General features: G+C 60.6%; 12 protein-coding genes. 5 read left to right on the top strand and 7 right to left on the bottom strand.

Annotation, left to right across the window (positions count from 1 at the left end; genetic code table 11):
- The first annotated feature begins 149 nt into the window (after positions 1 to 149).
- Complete coding sequence (locus GWQ27_RS07800; RefSeq protein ID WP_275907070.1) at positions 150 to 3,368, top strand: ExeM/NucH family extracellular endonuclease; 3,219 nt, start codon at positions 150 to 152, stop codon at positions 3,366 to 3,368.
- Between the two features lie 169 nt (positions 3,369 to 3,537).
- Here GWQ27_RS07800 and GWQ27_RS07795 read toward each other — a convergent pair whose 3' ends face one another.
- Positions 3,538 to 4,077: a glycine zipper 2TM domain-containing protein gene (locus tag GWQ27_RS07795; RefSeq protein WP_275907069.1), complete on the bottom strand. Its 540-nt coding sequence runs from the start codon at positions 4,075 to 4,077 to the stop codon at positions 3,538 to 3,540.
- A gap of 488 nt (positions 4,078 to 4,565) precedes the next feature.
- Here GWQ27_RS07795 and GWQ27_RS07790 point away from each other — a divergent pair, with 488 nt between their 5' ends.
- Entirely contained in the window at positions 4,566 to 4,754 is a 189-nt protein-coding gene (locus GWQ27_RS07790) for a hypothetical protein (protein WP_034523758.1), read from the top strand.
- 96 nt (positions 4,755 to 4,850) lie between these two features.
- Here GWQ27_RS07790 and GWQ27_RS07785 read toward each other — a convergent pair whose 3' ends face one another.
- The gene (locus GWQ27_RS07785) at positions 4,851 to 6,377 is read right to left on the bottom strand and encodes a YfcC family protein (protein WP_275907068.1); all 1,527 of its coding nucleotides are present in this window, start codon (positions 6,375 to 6,377) and stop codon (positions 4,851 to 4,853) included.
- A gap of 614 nt (positions 6,378 to 6,991) precedes the next feature.
- On the opposite strand from GWQ27_RS07785, the gene GWQ27_RS07780 reads away from it, so the two are divergent.
- From GWQ27_RS07780 to GWQ27_RS07770, 3 genes are all read left to right on the top strand, one after another.
- Positions 6,992 to 8,614, top strand: a complete 1,623-nt coding sequence (locus GWQ27_RS07780; RefSeq protein WP_275907067.1) for an acyl-CoA synthetase — start codon at positions 6,992 to 6,994, stop codon at positions 8,612 to 8,614.
- A gap of 231 nt (positions 8,615 to 8,845) precedes the next feature.
- Entirely contained in the window at positions 8,846 to 9,529 is a 684-nt protein-coding gene (locus GWQ27_RS07775) for a YafY family protein (protein ID WP_181455229.1), read from the top strand.
- Between the two features lie 90 nt (positions 9,530 to 9,619).
- Positions 9,620 to 9,940, top strand: a complete 321-nt coding sequence (locus tag GWQ27_RS07770) for a hypothetical protein (RefSeq protein WP_169046152.1) — start codon at positions 9,620 to 9,622, stop codon at positions 9,938 to 9,940.
- A gap of 103 nt (positions 9,941 to 10,043) precedes the next feature.
- Here GWQ27_RS07770 and hisIE read toward each other — a convergent pair whose 3' ends face one another.
- From hisIE to GWQ27_RS07745, 5 genes are all read right to left on the bottom strand, one after another.
- Entirely contained in the window at positions 10,044 to 10,679 is a 636-nt protein-coding gene (hisIE, locus tag GWQ27_RS07765) for a bifunctional phosphoribosyl-AMP cyclohydrolase/phosphoribosyl-ATP diphosphatase HisIE (RefSeq protein WP_169046151.1), read from the bottom strand.
- Complete coding sequence (gene hisF, locus GWQ27_RS07760; protein ID WP_021139327.1) at positions 10,672 to 11,445, bottom strand: imidazole glycerol phosphate synthase subunit HisF; 774 nt, start codon at positions 11,443 to 11,445, stop codon at positions 10,672 to 10,674. The genes hisIE and hisF overlap by 8 nt, the downstream gene beginning before the upstream one ends.
- 179 nt (positions 11,446 to 11,624) lie before the next feature.
- Positions 11,625 to 15,584, bottom strand: a complete 3,960-nt coding sequence (locus GWQ27_RS07755; protein ID WP_275907066.1) for a PAS domain S-box protein — start codon at positions 15,582 to 15,584, stop codon at positions 11,625 to 11,627.
- Positions 15,581 to 17,740 (bottom strand): PAS domain S-box protein, encoded by a 2,160-nt coding sequence (locus GWQ27_RS07750; protein ID WP_275907065.1) that lies wholly within the window; start codon positions 17,738 to 17,740, stop codon positions 15,581 to 15,583. Before GWQ27_RS07750 ends, GWQ27_RS07755 begins: the two co-directional genes overlap by 4 nt.
- Positions 17,733 to 18,842 carry a two-component system response regulator gene (locus tag GWQ27_RS07745; protein ID WP_275907064.1) on the bottom strand — a complete coding sequence of 370 codons (1,110 nt, stop codon included), beginning with the start codon at positions 18,840 to 18,842 and terminating at the stop codon, positions 17,733 to 17,735. The genes GWQ27_RS07750 and GWQ27_RS07745 overlap by 8 nt, the downstream gene beginning before the upstream one ends.
- Positions 18,843 to 18,891 lie beyond the last annotated feature (49 nt).

Here is an 18,891-nt window from a genome sequence, read left to right as displayed (position 1 = left end):
CGGCGGTGGTGCGGCCAAACGGGCAGAGTAGGCGCGATATTTGGCCAAGGGCCAATATCCGTTGTTTTTATACGTGCAATAAGGTGCTGCGGCCCGCATAACGCGAGGCGCCAATAACATATCTGCTAATAAGAAAAGGAACATTGGCTATGTCAGGAAGACACTCTCTGGTGGCGCTCGCGGTCGGGCTGGCGCTGTCAGGACAGGTACAGGCACAACTGCTGATCAGCGAATATCTGGAAGGATCCAGTAACAACAAGGCGGTGGAGCTGAGCAATCTGGGTGCGACGCCCGTCGACCTCTCTGAATACCGGCTGGCGCTCTATGCCAACGGCAAACCTCTCACCGATGCCTCCACCAACAGCCTGGCGCTGCAAGGCACCCTGGCCCCGGGCGCCAGCCTGGTGCTGGCCAATCCTTCCGCCAACGCCGAGATCCTGGCCAAGGCCAATCAGACCAGCGGCAACCTGGTGTTCAACGGTGACGATGCCCTGGTGCTCTATCGCGGCAGCGAGATAGTGGACAGCTTCGGCCAGGTGGGGGTGGATCCGGGCACGGCCTGGGTGTCCGGCAGCGTCTCGACCCTGGACATGACCCTGCGCCGCAAGGCCACCGTCACCACGGGCCGGACTGATGCGGCGGGCCCCTTCAATCCGGCGCTTGAATACGTGGCTGCCCCTAAGGATGATGCCAGCGGCCTGGGTTGCAGTGGCGATGGCCCCTGCGATGGTACTCTGCCCCCGGCCTTCGTCTGCCCGGTCGATCAGCTGATACCCGTGCCCGCCATTCAGGGCACCGGCAGCAGCAGCCCGCTGGTGCCGGTCGGCAAGTTTGAATCCGAGCAGGCCTATGCCACCCGTGGTGTGGTCACTCAGGTGGTCAGCGGCCTCTACAAGGGCTTCTTCATCCAGGACCCGCAAGGGGACGGGGATCCGGCCAGCTCTGACGGCCTCTTCGTCTACAGCACCCAGGCCAACAGCGCCATAGTACCGGGGGCCGAGGTGTGCGTCTCGGGCAAGGTGAAGGAGTACTTCAACCAGACCCAGATCAATGCCGATGAACTGGTGGTGACCCAGCCCATGGTGGCCTTGCTGCCGGCGGTGGATCTGGTGCCGGTGGCGGGTGAGACCCTGAACCAGCTGCTGGAGCGCCATGAGGGGATGCAGGTGCGGCTGGTACCCGAGTCCAGCCTGGTGGTGACCCGCAACTTCAGTTTCGATTACGACGGCAAGCGCAACAACCTGGTGCTCTCTTATGGCGCTCCCCTCATCAAGTCGACCCAGAAGTTTGCCGCCCAAAGCGAGGAGGCGAGCCAGTGGGCCCTGCGCAACCAGCAAAACCAGCTGGTGGTGGAGACGGACGCCAAGGCGCCGGATGGGGTGCTGCCCTGGTATCCCGCCTTCAATGCCGAAGATGGCTACCTGCGCATCGGCGACAAACTCAACGGGCTGGAGGGGGCGTTGGGTTACTCCTACAACCTGTTCCGGCTGGTGGCGAGCAACCGCATCGACAGCAGTGACATAGACCACAGCGGCTGGGACAGGGTAGAGACCCCTGAACTCGCCGAGGCGGGGGATCTGCGGGTCGCCAGCTTCAACGTGCTCAACTTTTTCACCACAGTGGTGGGCGGGGATGCCAACCCCACAGGGACCAATCGTGGCGCTCTGACAGTGGGTGAGTTCGAAAAGCAGCGCACCAAGATCGTCAGCGCCATCACTCGCCTCAATGCCGATGTGGTGGGGCTGATGGAGATAGAGAACAACGGCTACGGCGACAACTCCGCCATCGCCAATCTGGTCGAGGCCCTCAACGCCGCACAGCCGGATGAAGCGGATCACTACCGCTGGATTGCCTCGCCCGATGGCCAGCCCATCGGCACAGATGCCATTACCGTGGGTCTCATCTACCGGCCCGCCAGCGTGACGCCGCAAGGTGCCGCCAGCCTCATAGTGCTGCCGGTGCAGCAGGCCGAGGCGGTGGACGCCAGCGGCAAGCCGGTTGCCATCAATCAGGGCATGCGCGAATCCCTGTTGCAGCAATTCAGCTTGCCCAAGGGGGATGCGCCCCTGACGCTGGTGGTCAACCACCTCAAGTCTAAAGGTTCCGCCTGCTTTGAGGATTACCCCGACTACGCCAGCGCCGATCCGCTGGATGGTCAGGGCCACTGCAACGCGCTGCGGGTCTCCGCCGCCAAGGTGTTGGGGGAGAGCCTCAAGGACATGAGTGGGGATCTGCTGATCATCGGCGACCTGAACGCCTATGGCATGGAGGACCCCATCCGGGTGCTGACCAGCTATGATCCGGCCGCGCAGCCGCGCCAGATCATGAGCGCCTCCTTCACCACGCTGGCGGGCCAGCCTTTCGAGGAGAGCGGCAGCGCCCTTGGCAAGGGGTATGGTTTTGTGAACCTCAATACCCGCTTCCATGGCACCGACACCTACTCCTACAGCTATGAAGGTGAGCTTGGCAATCTGGATCACGCCCTGGCCAACTCCAGCCTGGCAGCCAAGGTGATCGGTATCGAGGATTGGCATATCAACTCTGCCGAGAGCAACTTCTTTGAGTACGGCAGCAAGTACACGGGTCAGCTGGCCAAATCGGACGGCCCCTTCAGCGCCTCGGATCACGATCCCGTGCTGGTGGCTATCCAGTATCCGCTGCCGCCTGCCGGAGTGATCAGTCTGGACAGCGCGGCCGCCAGCGTGGAGGAGGGAAGCGCCCTGAGCCTCACCGTCAGTCGCCGCGATGGCAGCCATGGCGAGGCCAGCGTGAACTACCGCATCGCCTTTGGCAGCGCCGATGCCAATGATGTGGCGCCACTGACCGGCACCCTGAACTGGGCGGCCGGCCAGAGCGACAGCCAGACCATCACTATTCCGGTGAAGAGCGACACCCTGCGCGAGGGGGATGAGACCTTCACCCTGGAGCTGTTCGATGCGAGCGGCGCTGCGCTGGGTGAGCAGCGCCAGACCCTGGTGACCATCAAGGACAAGCTGGCGCCGTCCACCATTGCGCTGGCTCGCGCCAGCATGACGGTGAACGAGGGGCAGTGGCTTGCCGAGATCCCAGTGGTGCGCAGCGGCGATCTGAGCAAGCCGGCCCGTGCCCAGTTGGGCCTTGAGGGGATCACGGCGCGCTGGGGGCTGGATTTCCTGCCCTGGTTCAGTCAGTCGGTGAGCTGGGCCGCCGGTGAGGGGGGCAGCAAGTCCATCAAGGTGCTGATCCTGGATGACTGGTTTGTCGAGCCCACAGAGCAGTTCAAGGTGAGTCTGCGGCAGGTGCAGGGGGGCAAACCGGGCGCAGTGCAGGAGACCTTGGTCGATATCAAGGACAACGACAAGTCCTGGTGGCCGTTTGGTCGCCGTTGATAGTCATCATGGACATGCGTGATACAAGGGGCCTGCGGGCCCCTTTTTACTGAGCATGATGGGGTTGGACAGGGTGGTTAGCCAGGCCAGATGAGGCGGCTGGCGCGCAACAAAAAGGCCCATCGCTATGATGGGCCTTCGTTTGGCGCAGGAGCCTGACGGGTAAGGATCAGCCTTGAGTGCTGTCGATCACCAGCTTGCCATCCTTGAGCGGTATGGTGGCGCCGGGGGCCTTATCCATGCGAATGACGCCTTCCTGACCGGCGAGGCGGTAGGTGACATCATAACCCAGGGTACGGGTGCTGCTCTCCTGCACCGTCTTGCAGCGCTGCTGCGTGGTGATGTAGGTATCACCCGCCTGCATATTGCCCTGCACCTGATTGCCTGCGTAACCACCGGCCACGGCCCCCGCGGCTGTGGCTACCTTCTTGCCACTGCCACCGCCAAACTGGTTGCCAAGCACGCCTCCGAGCGCGGCGCCAACCACTGTACCCAGGATCTTGTTCTCATCCTGCACGGGTTTGCGGTGGGTCACAGTGACGTTGTGGCACTCCTGACGGGGTGTCTTGATGGTCTCGGTCACCGGCTTGCTGGCCAGTACCTCGGCAAATTGGGGCTTGGATGAAAACAGGGATCCGCTGGCTGCGGCCGACAATGCCAGCGCAGAGGCCACACCGATCCCGACACCTGCCAACATGGATTTGTTCATTTTGCGTTCTCCTGAAATGCATCACCTGATGCGGCTGTTGCTTGCCGCGATTTTGGCACAACCCGGGGGATGAACAAGGCGTGCACCGCTCAGGCACGACAGCCTCTGACTGCACCGAAAAGTCCCTCGTCAAAAAGGTGTCGGGCTTTGGCGACAAAGGCCGTGGAGGTCTGGCTGGGACGTGGGCATGTCGCTCTGGATCGGGTGGCGACGTTGCATTTTGCGATTCATATGGGCTCTTTTTATCCATTTTGCGTCAAACCACTGCCGCGCCTGTCCCCTGACGCGGGCTTGAGCGGCTTATCCGTGTGCACCGACTTGCGCGGCAACTGCTTGATAAATCGCTGTGATAAAGCGCTCCTATTGCCGATAAGAGGTCACGGCAAGCATTATGCTTGGTCTTTTGGCAAGAGAGCGAAAGGACGGTGATGAAGTGACACTGTCGTCATCACGTAGCGAATGAAAGAGACAATCGGCAAGGGGGACTTATGTCGATGTTGCCAAGATGGATACAGCCGGCCGTACAGGCCCGGATTATCACCCAACAGCAGGCTCAATTGCTGCTGGCATCCCTTTATCAACCCCTCTCCGAAGTAGCGCAGGAGCTGCCCGCCGACATAGTCGACATCAGCCTCAAGCTCTACTGTTTCCGCCAACAGGGCAGGGTGCGCCATTGATGCACGAGTAAGAGGGCGTTTCCCCAAGCCGCTGGAGCCTGGCCGCATAGAGAGTGCCCGCCACTGTCGGCCGGGCGCTCTCTGGTGAGGTTCGCCTCAGATCAACATCACTTGCACCACCAGCATCAGGGCGCCAAAGCCCAGCACGAAGCCCACCATGGGCAGCACGAACTTGACCCACTGGTTGAACTGGATACCGAGCATCTGCAGTGTGACCAGCACCAGCCCGGTGGGGGCCAGGAACAGCATGGCGTATTGCCCCCAGTTGTAGGCCGACACCACTATGTAGCGGGGGATCATCACTGTATCCGCCAGCGGCGCCATGATGGGCATGGAGAGCACGGCCAGCCCCGAGGAAGAGGGCACCACCAGCCCCAGCAGGGTGAACACCAGCATCTGGGCCACTGCAAACACGGCGCCGTGCATGCCGGAGACCAGATCGGAGGCGTAAGCCAGTATGGTGTCCGAGATCATCCCCTGATCCAGCACCAGATTGACTCCGCGCGCCAGCCCGATAATCAGCGACACCGCCACCAGTTCGGAGGCGCCCTGGGTGAAGGCCTCGACCGCCTCTTTCTCCTTCAACCCCGAAATGAACATGATGATGATGGCGACGGCGAGGAAGGAGGCCGCCATCTGCGGGAACCACCAGCCGGCCATGGAGACGCCCCACACCATGAGCGGAAAGGCGAGGATGAACAGGGTCAGAATGATCTTGCGGTGCAGGGTGAAGGGGACGCCTTCATCCAGTGCGCCCTCTTTGAGAAAACGGGCGCGGAAGCTGTCTCTGTCCTCATAGGTGTAGGAGAAGGCCGGGTTGGCCTTGATCTTCTTGCAGTACCAGTAGAGATAACCGATCACCACCAGGGTGCCCACCAGACAGCCGACGGCGCGAAAGATCAGCCCCTCGGTGAAGGGAATGCCGGCGGCGTTGGAGGCGATCACCACAGAGAAGGGGTTGATGGTGGAGAAAGTGGTGCCCATGGAGGCGGCGAGGAAGATGGCTCCCACGCAGACAATGGCGTCATAGCCGAGCGCCAGAAAGATGGGCACCAGTATGGGGTAGAAGGCGACTGCCTCTTCCTCCAGCCCGCAGGTGGTGCCCCCCAGCGCCATGACGACGCAAACCAGCGCCACGAACATGAATTCGTTGCCGCGGGTCTTGCGCGACAGCGCCACCAGGCCTGCGCTGAAGGCCCCCGTCTTGTTGATGACGCCGATGAGCCCGCCGAGCACCAGGATGAAGACGATGATGTCAGCCCCCTCTATGGTGCCTTTGACCATGCTGACCGCCACGTCGGCGGGTCCCTTGGGGGCCTGCGCCAGCCGCTCATAGGTGCCGGGAATGGCGATGGGCTTGCGGATGGTGCCGCTGGTGAACTGCTCCACCCCGATATTGATATTGAGTTTTTCAAGCTCGGTCTGGGTGGCGGGCACCCGGCTTATTTCTCCCTGCGGGCTATTGACCATCAGAGTGTTGTTGGCCGGGTTATAGGAGAGCTTGGAATAGGCCCCTGCCGGAATGATCCAGGTCAGGGCAATGGCCAGCAACATAATAAGAAACAAAATGGTAAAGGCAGTGGGAAATTGTCTGCGTGGCTGGGTATTCGGCTCGGCACACATAAAATGCTCCTTGATAAAGCAGGTTCGGGCTCGGCGGAATATCGGGGCGACAGGGTTCCTTCGTCATTGGGCAGAAGTGCGCAGATCTACTGGTAATGGCGCGCTCGTTGGCGAGAAGTCTGGCCTGATATTGGGCATGCGGTAGATTGTTTCACTATGTAACCATAACCTGCTGGTGTCGGGATGAATACGAAGCTCGGCTCGCTTTATGGGCTGGCTCACAGAATATATTGGCTGATGGAATTGTCGTTAATTACAATGCCATGCCCATACGGGGTTATTACATTCAATAATTATCTCGATTCATTTGGTGGATATAATTGGCAACAATGCCATGGGCTGCAAATAAATATGTAAATAATGCATGCCAGCCCATGCCGGCTTGATAATGGATACATATTATTCAAGGCTGGCAATGCCCGGCATCATGACCGGCCTGACAGGGTGAAAACTCAGGCAGCGCCATCGCCTAAGACGTTTTGCTAATACCTGCCGCCATGGCCCTGCTGCTAGGCTGTCAGCCCCATAAGAGATCTGTGCAGTGCATGATGCCGACGAGATCTCCCGCCCAATTCGATCCAGCCGCTTTGTGCCACCTGCGAGGAAGGAACCCGATGACAGAGCAGAACATCTACGAGGCCGGCCTTGATAAAAGCCCCGCCAATTTCGAGGCGCTGACCCCCATCCGCTTCCTGGCCCGGGCGGCGCGGGTCTATCCCGACTATCCGGCGCTGATCCATGGGGCCTTGCGTCAAAACTGGGCCCAGACCGAGCGGCGCTGCCGCCAGCTCGCCTCGGCCCTGCGTCGGCATGGCATAGGCGAGGGAGATACCGTCTCCATCGTCGCCCCCAATACCCCGGCGATGTTCGAAGCCCACTTCGGGGTGCCCATGAGCGGCGCCGTGCTCAACACCCTCAACACCCGGCTCGATGCCGAGTCCATGGCCTTCATCTTCCAGCATGCCCAGAGCAGAGTGGTGCTGGTGGACAGGGAGTTCGGCGCCGTGGTGCGCAAGGCGCTGGCCCTTGTCAAGACGCAGCCGCTGCTCATCGCCATCGACGATCCCCTCTATCGGGAGGGGGAGCTGATCAGCGCGCTCGACTATGAACGGTTTCTTGCCCAGGGAAACGGGGATGAGCTCGGTTGGCTGCCGGATGACGAGTGGCAGGCTATCTCGCTCAACTACACCTCCGGCACCACCGGCAACCCCAAGGGGGTTGTCTATCACCACCGCGGTGCCCACCTCAATGCAATCAACAATGTGCTCTCCTGGGAGCTGCCCAAGCACCCCGTCTATCTCTGGACCCTGCCAATGTTTCACTGCAACGGCTGGTGCTTCCCCTGGACCCTGGCGGCCACCGCCGGGGTGAGTGTCTGCCTGCGCCATGTGCAGGCGGGGGCCATCTTTGATGCCCTGCGCGAGCACAAGGCGAGCCACTTCTGCGCCGCGCCCATTGTCCTCAACATGCTCAACAACGCCGACCCTGGGCTTAAATACGGGCTCAATCACCCCATCAAGGTGATGACGGCGGGGGCGGCGCCGCCCGCGACCGTGATCGCCGGCATGGAGGCCATGGGGATCGCCGTGACCCACGTCTATGGCCTCACCGAAACCTATGGTCCCTGCGTGCTGTGCGAGCCGCAGCGAAGCTGGCAGGGGCAGGATGCCACTGCGCTGTCCTGCCTCAAGGCGCGCCAGGGGGTGGCATCCCCGCTGCAGGGGGAGATGCGGGTCATCAACCCGGTTAGCGGCGAGCCTGTGCCCCAAGATGGCAAGACCCTGGGTGAGATAGTGCTGCGCGGCAATGTGGTGATGAAGGGTTATCTCAAGAACCCGGATGCCAGCGCCGAGGCGATGGCGGAGGGCTGGTTTCGCAGCGGCGATCTGGCGGTGTGGCACCCGGACGGTTATGTGGAGATCAAGGACAGATCCAAAGACATCATTATTTCGGGCGGGGAGAACATCTCCAGCCTGGAGGTGGAGGACGTGCTCTATCGCCATCCCGATGTAGACGAGGTAGCGGTGATCGCCATGCCGGACGAGAAGTGGGGGGAGGTGCCTTGTGCCTTCGTGAAACTCAAGGAGGGCAGGGAGCTGAGCCAGGCCGAGCTGATTGCGTTTTGCCGTGAGCAGATGGCCCACTTCAAGGCTCCCAAGCGGATCATCTTCACCCCTCTGCCCAAGACCTCCACCGGCAAGGTACAAAAATACATGCTGCGCCAGCAGCTGGGGTAATGGGGATACAGCGCCATTTAAGAAATGCAGCGGGCCCTGATGGGCCCGTTTTGCGTGCCGACACGGCGATGGCCGGCAATGCTTGCGGCCTTAGCTTGTCATCGTATTGAGGGCCCATGAGAGGCGCTCGAACTACAAAGGCGTGTCAAGGTGTCTCCTCCCGGATTACCATGCCAGCCAAGTTCGGCAAGCAAGAGGTTGCCCGTGAGAAAATCGGATCGACTGTTTCAATTGACCAATCTGTTGCGGGCTCATCAGCCCCTGACCGCTCGCGAGCTGGCTGAGCGTCTCTGCGTATCGGAGCGCACCATCTATCGCTACATGGACGACCTCTCCCTGGCGGGTATCCCCGTCTATGGGGAGGCGGGACTGGGCTATCGGCTAAGCGAGGGCTTTGAGCTGGCTCCCCTGCAGTTGAGCGACGCCGAACTGGAAGCGCTGATCACAGGAGTGAACCTGGTGGCTGTGCTGACCGGCAAGGGGATGGCGGATCCGGCCCGGGCACTGCTCGCCAAGATAGAAGCCGCCTTGCCAGAAAGGGGGCCTGGCCGCGGGCAAACTCCCGTGGTGCGAGTGCCCGACTACCGGACTGCGCGTCCTGAGTACGTCCGTTGGGACAAGCTGCACGACGCCATCACTGCGGGTCACTGGCTGGAGATCGACTACGATGATGCCTTGGCCCGACAGACCCGGCGCCGCATCTATCCTCTGGGGCTCTTTTACTGGGGTGGATGCTGGACATTGGGGGCCTGGTGCGCACTGCGCTTGGCATACCGGGACTTTAGAGTGGATCGAATCGGCAGCCTAGAACCGTGCTCCAAAGAGGGTTCCGTGCCTACAGGTGTGACGCTGGCGAACTACCTGGCCGTACGCCAGGCGGAAAATCCCCTGCTTGATGGCACCTCTGGAGGTTAAAAAATAGCGCCGGCTACTGACACAAGGTTGTCAGTGGCTCCCTTCTATGCTGGCTTCTCCAAACACACGGATATCAATGGAGAGTGCGAGATGATAATCAATGGCAGCATGCAAGGGGTTGGGGGGCTGGAGTTTGCCACCTTCAGGCTCAAGGAGGGAGTGACTGAGCAGGATCTGCTCGTTTTGTCACAGCGGGTGGAGGCCGAGTTTCTTGCCAAGCAGTCCGAGCTCATCGTTCACTGCCTGCTGCGCGGTGCTGATGGCTTTTATGCCGATCTAGTGATGGCTCCCAGCCAGTTGTTGGCCGAGGCGTATTGCCAGCAGTGGCTGCACGATGAGGTCGCAGGGGAGTATCTGACCCTGCTGGAGATGGACTCGGTGAATATGAGTTTCTGGACTCGTATAGGTTAAATAAGAAAACTACCCATGCAGGCTTCTGGTACAGGAGCTCATGACTGAATGTCATAAGGAGAAACGGGCCCATCAGGGCCCGTTTTTCAAATCGGTTTTACGATCACTTGTTATGGCGCTCATGGAGCCGCTGTACCACATCCTTCAATCCCAGCCCCTCGTTTTGCAGCAGGACTGTGAGGTGGTAGAGCAGGTCGGCGGATTCGTTGATGAGCTCTTCCCGATCCTTGGCCATGGCGGCCAGTGCCACTTCAACACCTTCTTCACCCACCTTCTGGGCGATGCGCTTGGTGCCCTTGCCGTACAGGCTGGCGGTGTAGCTGGTGGCCGGGTCTGCGCCCTTGCGCGATGCCAGGATCTGCTCAAGCTCTGCCAGGAAGCCGAGCGGCGGCACAGGGTGGCCGTCGAAGCAGGAGGGCGTGCCCAGATGGCAGGTGGGGCCGACCGGATTGGCGGCGATCAGCAGAGCGTCCTGATCGCAGTCGGTGCTGATGGCGACCAGCTTGAGCACATGGCCCGAGCTTTCGCCCTTGGTCCAGAGGCGCTGCTTGCTGCGGCTGAAGAAGGTGACCTGACCTGTGGTTTGGGTTTTTTCCAGCGCTTCGCGTGTCATAAAGCCCTGCATCAACACCTCGCCGCTGGCGGCATGCTGGACGATGGCGGGGATCATGCCATCACACTTTGCCCAGTTCAGGCGCTCGGCGAGCGGTAGCTCATTGTTTACAGCTTGATTACTCACGGATGGCGACTCCTTCATTTTTCAGCCAGCGTTTCAATTCGGGAATGGGGATAAGGCCCTTGTGGAATACGGAGGCGGCCAGAGCCCCGTCCACGTCTGCGAGGGTAAAGGCATCGCGAAAGTGTTCCATGGCACCGGCGCCGCCGGAGGCGATGAGCGGCACCTTGCAGACGGCCCGCACCAGCTTGAGCTGATCGAGGTCGTAGCCCTGACGCATGCCATCCTGGTTCATCACGTTCAGCACGATTTCACCGGCGCCGCGTTTTTGCGCCTCCTGCACCCAGTCCAGGGTATGCCAGGCCGTGGTGCGGGTGCGGCTCTCGTCACCGGTGAACTGCTTGACCTGATAGTGGCCAGTGTCGGCATCGAAGTAGGAGTCGATCCCCACCACCACGCACTGCACGCCAAAGCGCTCCGCCAGACGGGTGATGAGGCTTGGATCCGCCAGAGCCGGTGAGTTGATGGAAACCTTGTCGGCGCCAAATTCCAGGATCTGGCGGGCATCCTCAACGCTTTTGATGCCACCGGCGACGCAGAAGGGGATGTCGATGACTTCCGCCACCCGGCTCACCCAGCTCTTGTCTACCACACGGGCATCACTGGAGGCTGTGATGTCATAGAACACCAGCTCGTCGGCCCCTTCTTCTGCGTAGCGGCGGGCGAGCTCGACGATACCGCCCATCACTTCATGATTTCGAAATTGCACTCCCTTGACCACGACGCCATCTTTGACGTCCAGACAGGGGATAATACGCTTTGACAACATGCTCGTTGCTCCATGTAACCACGGTTAAAAACATCGTTATTGCCGGATGACGCGGGCGTCAGACGGCCAATGAGTGAAGATCGTCGGCATGCTTCAACAGGTGGTGCCCAGCCGGGCGAAAACGTGGCCGCAAGGGAACGTGTTCGACAGGGGAACCAACACTATATGCATGACTTTATTCAGTGATTCAACCCTTTATCTTGATTCGTCGCCCCCTGATGCCGGCTTGATGCATCGGGAGCTACCGGTGAGTGCCCCTCTTCTGCTTGCAGGCTGCGGATGGTGATGAGGGCGCCGTCAAAATCGAACATTTTCAGCTGCCGCGCCAGCGTGTCCCCTTTGGGCCCAAGACTGATGAGCAGGGGGCCGGCATATTGTTCGAACAGGGGGATGGCAGCGGTGTCGCTTTGCAGCAGCAGGCCCTCAATCTGGCGCAGCAACTGCTGCTGCCAATGGCTGGTGAGGGGGGCTGGCATGGTTGCAGGGGCCGGATCTTCCTCCCCCAGTTGTTCGAGCAGGGTGGCAAGCACCTCGGTAATGGCGGACATCTGGTCGGTCAGCTCACTGCCATCCCCAGAGAGCGTTTGCTCCAGTTGCAGGCTCTGCTCTGCCAGAGTCACCAATCCCAGTGTGCTGGCGACACCGCGCAGTGTGTGGGCCAGTCGGGTGGCACTGGTCTGATCGCCTGCTTGCAGATGACTGGTCAGCAGTGCCATGTCCTGGCAGTGCTCGCTGGCGAAATGGCGCAACAGGGCGACGTATTTGGTCTGGTTGCCCTGCAGCGTGGCCAACCCCTGTTGCAGATCCAGTCCCGGTAAGCTTTGCAACCGGACGAGGGGGGCGATCAGGGTGTCACTGGCCCGGCGCTGGTATTTGGGCTGTACGGGTGTGCTGGTGGGCAACCACTGTTGCAGCGCTTCGAACAGCTTGGCCGGGGTGACGGGTTTGGCGATGAAGTCGTTCATGCCCGCAGCCTTGCACGCCTTTCTGTCCTCTTCAAAGGCGCTGGCCGTCAGCGCCAGGATAGGCGTCTGCTCCCAACCCGGCAGGGTGCGGATGGCGCGAGTGGCAGTGTAGCCATCCATCAGCGGCATCTGTATGTCCATCAGGATGAGATCGAAGGGATGCTGACTGACTCTCTCCAGCGCTTCCTGGCCATTGACGGCAGTTTCGATGATGAGGCCGCTGTTGTTGAGCAGTTCCAGTACCACCTCGCGATTGATGGCATTGTCCTCCACCAGCAGCACCCTGGCATGGTTGGAGAAAAAGAGCGCCTGCTGCACTGCCTGTTCGAGCTGTCCTGCTTGCTGCGGTTCGCCCTGGCCCAGTGAAAGCAGGGCGGTGAACCAGAAGCAGCTGCCTTTGCCCTGGGTGCTTTCCACGCCGACCTCTCCCCCCATCAGGGTGGCAAGTCGACTGGTGATTGCGAGGCCCAGCCCGGTGCCGCCGTATTTCCGGGTGGTAGAGGCGTCAGCCTGTTCAAAGGCCTGGAACAGTTTCTCGCGCTGATCCGGGCTGATGCCGATGCCCGTGTCTTCCACCTCGAAGCGCAGCAGATACCCGTTGGAAAGCGGCCGTTCGACCCGTACCCGCAAGGTGACGGAGCCCTGCTCGGTGAACTTGATGGCGTTGGCCGCATAGTTGAGCAGTGCCTGACGCAGTCGGGTGATATCGCCGTGGACCCAGGCGGGGGAATCCCCGATATCGACAATGATGGTGAGCCCCTTGGCGCGGGCCTGTTCGCTCATCAGGGCACTGACGTTGTCCAGCATGGCGGTGAGGGAGAAGTCGCCCTGCTCCAGTACCATCTTGCCTGCATCGATTTTGGAAAGGTCCAGAATGTCGTTGATGATGGTGAGCAGATGTTGGGCGGCATTGTCGATCTTTTCCAACCTATCATGCTGGGTGTGATCCGGTGTATCGCGTTTGAGCAGATAGGTCAGCCCCAGAATGGCATTCATGGGGGTGCGGATCTCGTGGCTCATGTTGGCGAGGAAGGCACTCTTGGCCCGGTTGGCGCTCTCTGCTCTTTGGTGGGCCTGGGCCAGTTGCAGGGTGCGCTCGTTGACCATCTCCTCCAGGTGGTAGCGGTATTGATCCAGCTCCTCGCCGAGCTGCTTTTTCTCCGTGATATCGGCTTGTACCGTCACATAGTGGGTGACCTCGCCGTTCTCCTGACGGATGGGGGAGACGGTGGCCAGCACCTGGTAGTGTGAACCATCCTTGCGCCGGTTGATGAACTCCCCATGCCAGCGCTGTCCCTGATGAATCGCATCCCACAGCGTGATGTAGGTGGCCTTGGGGGTGAGGCCTGAACGCAACAGTGTGGGGGTCTGGCCAATCACCTCGTGTTGCTGATACCCGCAGGCGGCGAGGAAGGCGACGTTGACGTATTCGATACGCCCCTGGATATCGGTGATGAAGACGCCGTCCGGGCTCTGTTCCAGTGCCAGTGACAGCTGGCGCAACTGCTGCTCTGCCTGCTTGCGCTCCGTGATGTCCAGATTGATGCCGAGCAGGCGCACCGGGCGCTGCTGTGCATCCCGATAGACGCTGCCCTTGCTCACCAGCCAGCGTACCTCGCCAGTGGGCAGCAAGATGCGAAACTCGATATCGAGCGGTGTGTCTGTGTGTGGTAGCTCGGACAGCAGCTGGTCGATGCGTGCCCTGTCGTCCGGGTGCAGGCAGCCTTGCCAGATGTGAAATTCGCAGAGTTGCTCAACGCTGCGGCCATAGAGGCGGGCACATTCGGGGGAGAAGAAGAGGCGGCCACTGAGTATGTCCCACTCCCAGATACCGACGTGGGCCCCTTCCTGGGCCATCAACAGGCGTTGCTCGCTGTCGCGCAAGGCCGTGCTGGTGGTTTCGGCGCGAATACGGGCGCTGATGGCATCGTCCATCAGATTCAGTGCCGCCAGCCGGGCGCGGCGCTGGGTATCGAGCGCCACCTGCTGATTGTGCAGCAGTTGCTGTTCGGCCAGCTTGCGCTCGGTGATGTCCTGCACAGTGCCATAGAGCTCGACGATGGCCCCACTGCTGTCGCGCAAGGCGGCGCCACGGGCGATGACCCAGACAGGGTCACCCTGTTCGTGGAGCACCTCCGCATCGCACTCGTAGGGCTGGCCGTTTTGCAGGCAGCGCTCGACGGACTGGGCGATGGCGCGCCACCCCTCCTGGGTAAAGTACTTTTTCACTTCGGGATAGACGGCAGGGGGCAAGCCCGGGTCACGGCCATAGATGCGGTAGATCTCCGGCGACCAGAAATGGCTGTTGTTGGCAATGTGCCAGCGCCAGTTGCCGATCTTGGCCAGATGCTGGGATTCATGCAGTATCACCTCGTTGCGCCGCAGGGCTGCTTCTGTCTCCTTGCGTTGCTGATTGTCCTCGATGATCGAGATGAAGTAGTCGGGTTCTCCCTTGAGATCGCGGACCAGCGCCACTGTGAGGGTGATCCAGAGTATGTCGCCCCCCTTGCGCAGGTAGCGCTTTTCCAGGGTGTAGTGAGGCCGCTCGCCCGCCAGCATCTGGCCAACATAGGCTTGATCGATAAAGAGATCGTCCGGGTGGGTGATCTGCTGAAAAGTCATGCCCATCAACTCGTCAGCCTGATAACCGACCATGTCGCACAGTCGCTGGTTGACCCTTAACCACTTGCCGTCAGGGGCGACCAGAGCGATGCCGACAGCGGCCTGCTCGAAGGTGGCCTGGAAGCGGGTTTCGCTCTGTTGCAGACGGGACTGGATATTCATCAGCTCCTGCCAGCGTTGGCTTTCCATGGCACGGGATCTGTGCATGGCGGCGCTGAGCAAACTGATCAGGATGCCATTGGCATTCAAAATCCCCCATTGCACCAGATCCTGACCGGCGGCAATGGTGAGAGAGTGGAGGGGTGGCAACATAAAAAATGCCGTTGCCAATGCACTCACCAGGGTGCTGAGCAGGCCGGGCAGTAAGCCACCGAGCAGGGCGCAGACGATGATGGGCAACATGAAGAGCACCAGCAGCGGTCGCTCACCAAAGGCGATGGGCAGTTGTACCCGGATCTGCAACATGAGGATGGGTAGCAGAACGGCCAGCAGGCACGCCCCCCACTGCTGCCAGGGCTGGCGGACATGCAACAGCTGAGACCAGCTCATCATAGGAGTTCCTCCGGCGGTGTGGGGGCCTGGGGATAAGGCGGCTGTTGTCCCAGCTGGACTGACAGCGTATTGATCTGGTGCTTGAGGGCCAGCATGGTCAGCTCCCTGTCCACCATCACCTTGTTGAACCGTTCCAGCTCGTTGTTTTGCTGACGCAGCTCAGTGGCCTGCTGGGTCAGTGCCTGTTCGACCTGTTCCCGTTCGGTGACGTCCAGCAACAGACCCAGTACTGCAGGCTTGCCGCGATAATCGACGCGTCGCCCGTACAGCTCTACCTCTATGTTCTGATGGTCGTGGTGCAAGGCGGTGAAGCGGGTGTGTATCTCGGTGTCCTCTTCTTCGCTGCGCTGCAACTGTTCCGCGACCCTGGCGCTGTCTTTCGGGCTGGCCAGCCCATGCAGGGTGCCCACCTTCAGCAAGGTGGCGGTTGAGCTGTGGCCGAACAGACGGGCGAAGCCCGGGTTGATGTAACAGAGCTGGCCCTGCTGGATGATGTAGATGCCGGCGAGGGATTGCTCGACCAGGGCGCGAAACAGCCCTTCCCGTTCCCGCAATCCGGCTTCAGCCCGCTTGAAGTCCGTGATATCGCGGGAGATCCCGAAGATGCCGATCACCTGGCCGTCGTTGTCCTGCAAGGGTCCCTTGGTGGCGAGAAACACCCGTTCACCACAGGGCAGGGTCAGATGTTCTTCCTGGGTCTGCACCTTGTTATTGGCAATGACTTGCTGGCCCAGCTCCATCAGCATGCGTGCCTGATCAGGGGGGAAAATGGCCTGATCATCCTGGCCCAGCATCTCGGCGGCTGACTTGCCGACGAACTGGCTGGCGGCGCGGTTGAAGAGGATGTACTTGCCCTCCATGTCCTTGGCGAAGATGGCATCTTCCGAGCTGTCGGCAATGGCGGAGAGCAGTTGCAGCGCCTGCAGGCGGCCCGCCTGGGATAGCCGGATCTGCTCGGCCATATAGAGCTGGGTATGCTGGCGCAGCAATATGATGCCCGTATTGGCAATGAACAGCACCAGCAGGCCGATGAGCCCGATCCAGACGCTCTCCCTGAACGCTGCCTGGTTGAGCTCCGCCTTGTCTATCTTGGCCAGCAGATACCAGTCGGTGCCCATGACGGTGTGTACTGTGCCAAAGACCTCGATACCGCGGTAATCCTTGCCAAAGAACACCTGCTGGTGACCTTCACGGGCGCCGCCATTGAGAAACTGGGCTGCCAGCAAGGTGCCGTTGCTGATGGGGATCTGCAGGGTGAGGGCCGAGGCGGGGCGGTAGCGCACGTCATTGAGAAACTGCACCTGATAGCCCTGCTTGCGAAACAGCAGGGCTTCACCACTGCTGTCCGGGATCGGCCACTGCTTGAGAATATTGTTGAGCCAATTGCTTGAGGTGATCTGCAGCACAATGAAGGGGGAAGGGGCTCCTTTGATGGGCAGCGGTGCGATGAAGTCGAGCCTGGGTTGTCCCTGCTCATCGAGGTAGGGGCCCACTCGCATGACATGGCCTGCCTCTACCTTGGTAAAGGCATGACGCAGCCTTGAATTCAAGCTGCCTGCGCCAGATGTCTGCCATAGCGTTTTTCCTGCCGGGCTGAACAGGGTCGCTGCACTGAAGCCCCTGATGGAGATGAATTCGGCCAGCTGGGCCATCAGTTGTTCACGACCATTACTCTGGGGGGCGTCATCTCTCTGGCGATATAACCCGGTGTAGAGGGTGTTTTCGGCCAGCAGATGAGTATCCCGTTCACGGGCCTTGAGCCATTCGGTGATGCGTTTGCTCTTGAGATCGGCAATCGCCTCGATCCGGGCCACCTCCTTGTCCTGGGTGTGGCTGATATTCTGGGCGATGGCCATGCCGGTCAGCGCCAGGGTGAGACCGTTGATCAGGATAAAGGGCAGCAGTTGACGACGGGAGGGCGCTGCGGTGACCACCGGCATGTCGATACGGCGGCGCAGCATGGTATAGAGCATGAGCGCCGTGATGAGGATAAACAGCCAGCCCTTGATGGTGCTGGCCAGGGCGAACTGGTTGGGTGTGCTGAACAGCCACTCCACCGCCTTGTCGGAGAGCAGGATCCACAGGCTCGCCACGGCGGCATAGGTGAGGACGATATTGAGAACATAGGCTCGGGTGAGTGGCGGCTGATCAGCCATGCGGAGCCTCGTTTTCATCCGTGTAGCGCTCTGCGATGGCAACGAACTGGTCGAAATGGTTGCCAAACGCCGTCACCACGTCCGGATCGAAATGCTGGCCTGTGCCACTGAGGATCAGGGCTCTCGCCTCGTTATAGGGCATGGCGGCCTTGTAGACCCGTACATTGATGAGGGCATCAAACACATCGGCCAATGCCATCAAGCGGGCCGAGAGAGGAATTTCATCGCCACGCAGGCCGTCAGGATAGCCACTGCCATCCCACTTTTCGTGGTGCCAGTGGGCGATCTCCTTGGCCAGGGTGAGAAACGCCAGCGGTTGCTCAATATCCCGTTCGGCCTCCTCGATGGCATCGCTACCGAGTTTGGCGTGGGTACGCATGACCTCCCACTCCTCTACTGTCAGCTTGGCGGGCTTGAGCAGCACATGGTCGGGAATACCCACCTTGCCGATGTCGTGCAAGGGGGCGGAGCGGCTCAGCAGATCGATGTAGCGGGGGGTCAGGGTATCGATAAAGCGGGGGTGGCTGGCGAGGGCATTGGCCAGCAGTCGAACATAGCCCTGGGTGCGCAAGATGTGATTGCCGGTTTCGGGATCCCGAATCTCCGCCAGGTGAGCGAGCGCGCGGATGGAGACCTGCTGGATCAGATCGTTTTCTGTCATCCGCCGCGCCACTTCGGCCTCCAGCGCCGTATTCTGGCTCTGCAGGCCGTCGCGGGCCTGCTTGGCCTCCAGCTGGGTGCGTACCCGTGCCTGAACAATGGCCGGCTTGATGGGCTTGGTAATGTAGTCGGCCGCTCCCAGCGACAGTCCATACTCTTCACTCTGGCTGTCGGCGAGGGCGGTGAGCAGCACCACAGGGATACGGCTGGTCTCTGGGTTTGTACGCAGCTGTTTGAGCACTTCATAACCATCCATGCCCGGCATCATCACATCCAGCAGAATGAGATCCGGCAGTGTCTTGCCAGTGGCAATCCGCAGGCACTTCTCTCCGCTCTGGGCAGCCAGCACCCGGTAGGTGGGCGAGAGCAGGCCGGTCAGCACCATCAAATTCTCGGGCGAGTCATCGACGATCAGTATGGTGGCGGCGTGAGATGTGAACATAAGTCCTCCATGACTTGTTTCAATCAGTCGAGTATAGAGTCAATTGTTA

Source organism: Aeromonas sp. 5HA1, from assembly GCF_029237245.1.
Taxonomy (GTDB): domain Bacteria; phylum Pseudomonadota; class Gammaproteobacteria; order Enterobacterales; family Aeromonadaceae; genus Aeromonas; species Aeromonas salmonicida.
The sequence above is the reverse complement of the archived record's forward strand: the minus strand, read 5'-3'. Positions and strand labels throughout refer to the sequence as shown.

Excerpts from the sequence above, each read along its gene's own strand:
- GWQ27_RS07785 (WP_275907068.1), bottom strand. The coding sequence starts at position 6,377 with ATGTGTGCCGAGCCGAATACCCAGCCACGCAGACAATTTCCCACTGCC.
- GWQ27_RS07800 (WP_275907070.1), top strand. The coding sequence starts at position 150 with ATGTCAGGAAGACACTCTCTGGTGGCGCTCGCGGTCGGGCTGGCGCTG.
- GWQ27_RS07795 (WP_275907069.1), bottom strand. The coding sequence starts at position 4,077 with ATGAACAAATCCATGTTGGCAGGTGTCGGGATCGGTGTGGCCTCTGCG.
- GWQ27_RS07750 (WP_275907065.1), bottom strand. The coding sequence starts at position 17,740 with ATGGCTGATCAGCCGCCACTCACCCGAGCCTATGTTCTCAATATCGTC.
- GWQ27_RS07755 (WP_275907066.1), bottom strand. The coding sequence starts at position 15,584 with ATGATGAGCTGGTCTCAGCTGTTGCATGTCCGCCAGCCCTGGCAGCAG.
- hisF (WP_021139327.1), bottom strand. The coding sequence starts at position 11,445 with ATGTTGTCAAAGCGTATTATCCCCTGTCTGGACGTCAAAGATGGCGTC.
- GWQ27_RS07780 (WP_275907067.1), top strand. The coding sequence starts at position 6,992 with ATGACAGAGCAGAACATCTACGAGGCCGGCCTTGATAAAAGCCCCGCC.
- GWQ27_RS07770 (WP_169046152.1), top strand. The coding sequence starts at position 9,620 with ATGATAATCAATGGCAGCATGCAAGGGGTTGGGGGGCTGGAGTTTGCC.
- GWQ27_RS07790 (WP_034523758.1), top strand. The coding sequence starts at position 4,566 with ATGTCGATGTTGCCAAGATGGATACAGCCGGCCGTACAGGCCCGGATT.
- GWQ27_RS07745 (WP_275907064.1), bottom strand. The coding sequence starts at position 18,842 with ATGTTCACATCTCACGCCGCCACCATACTGATCGTCGATGACTCGCCC.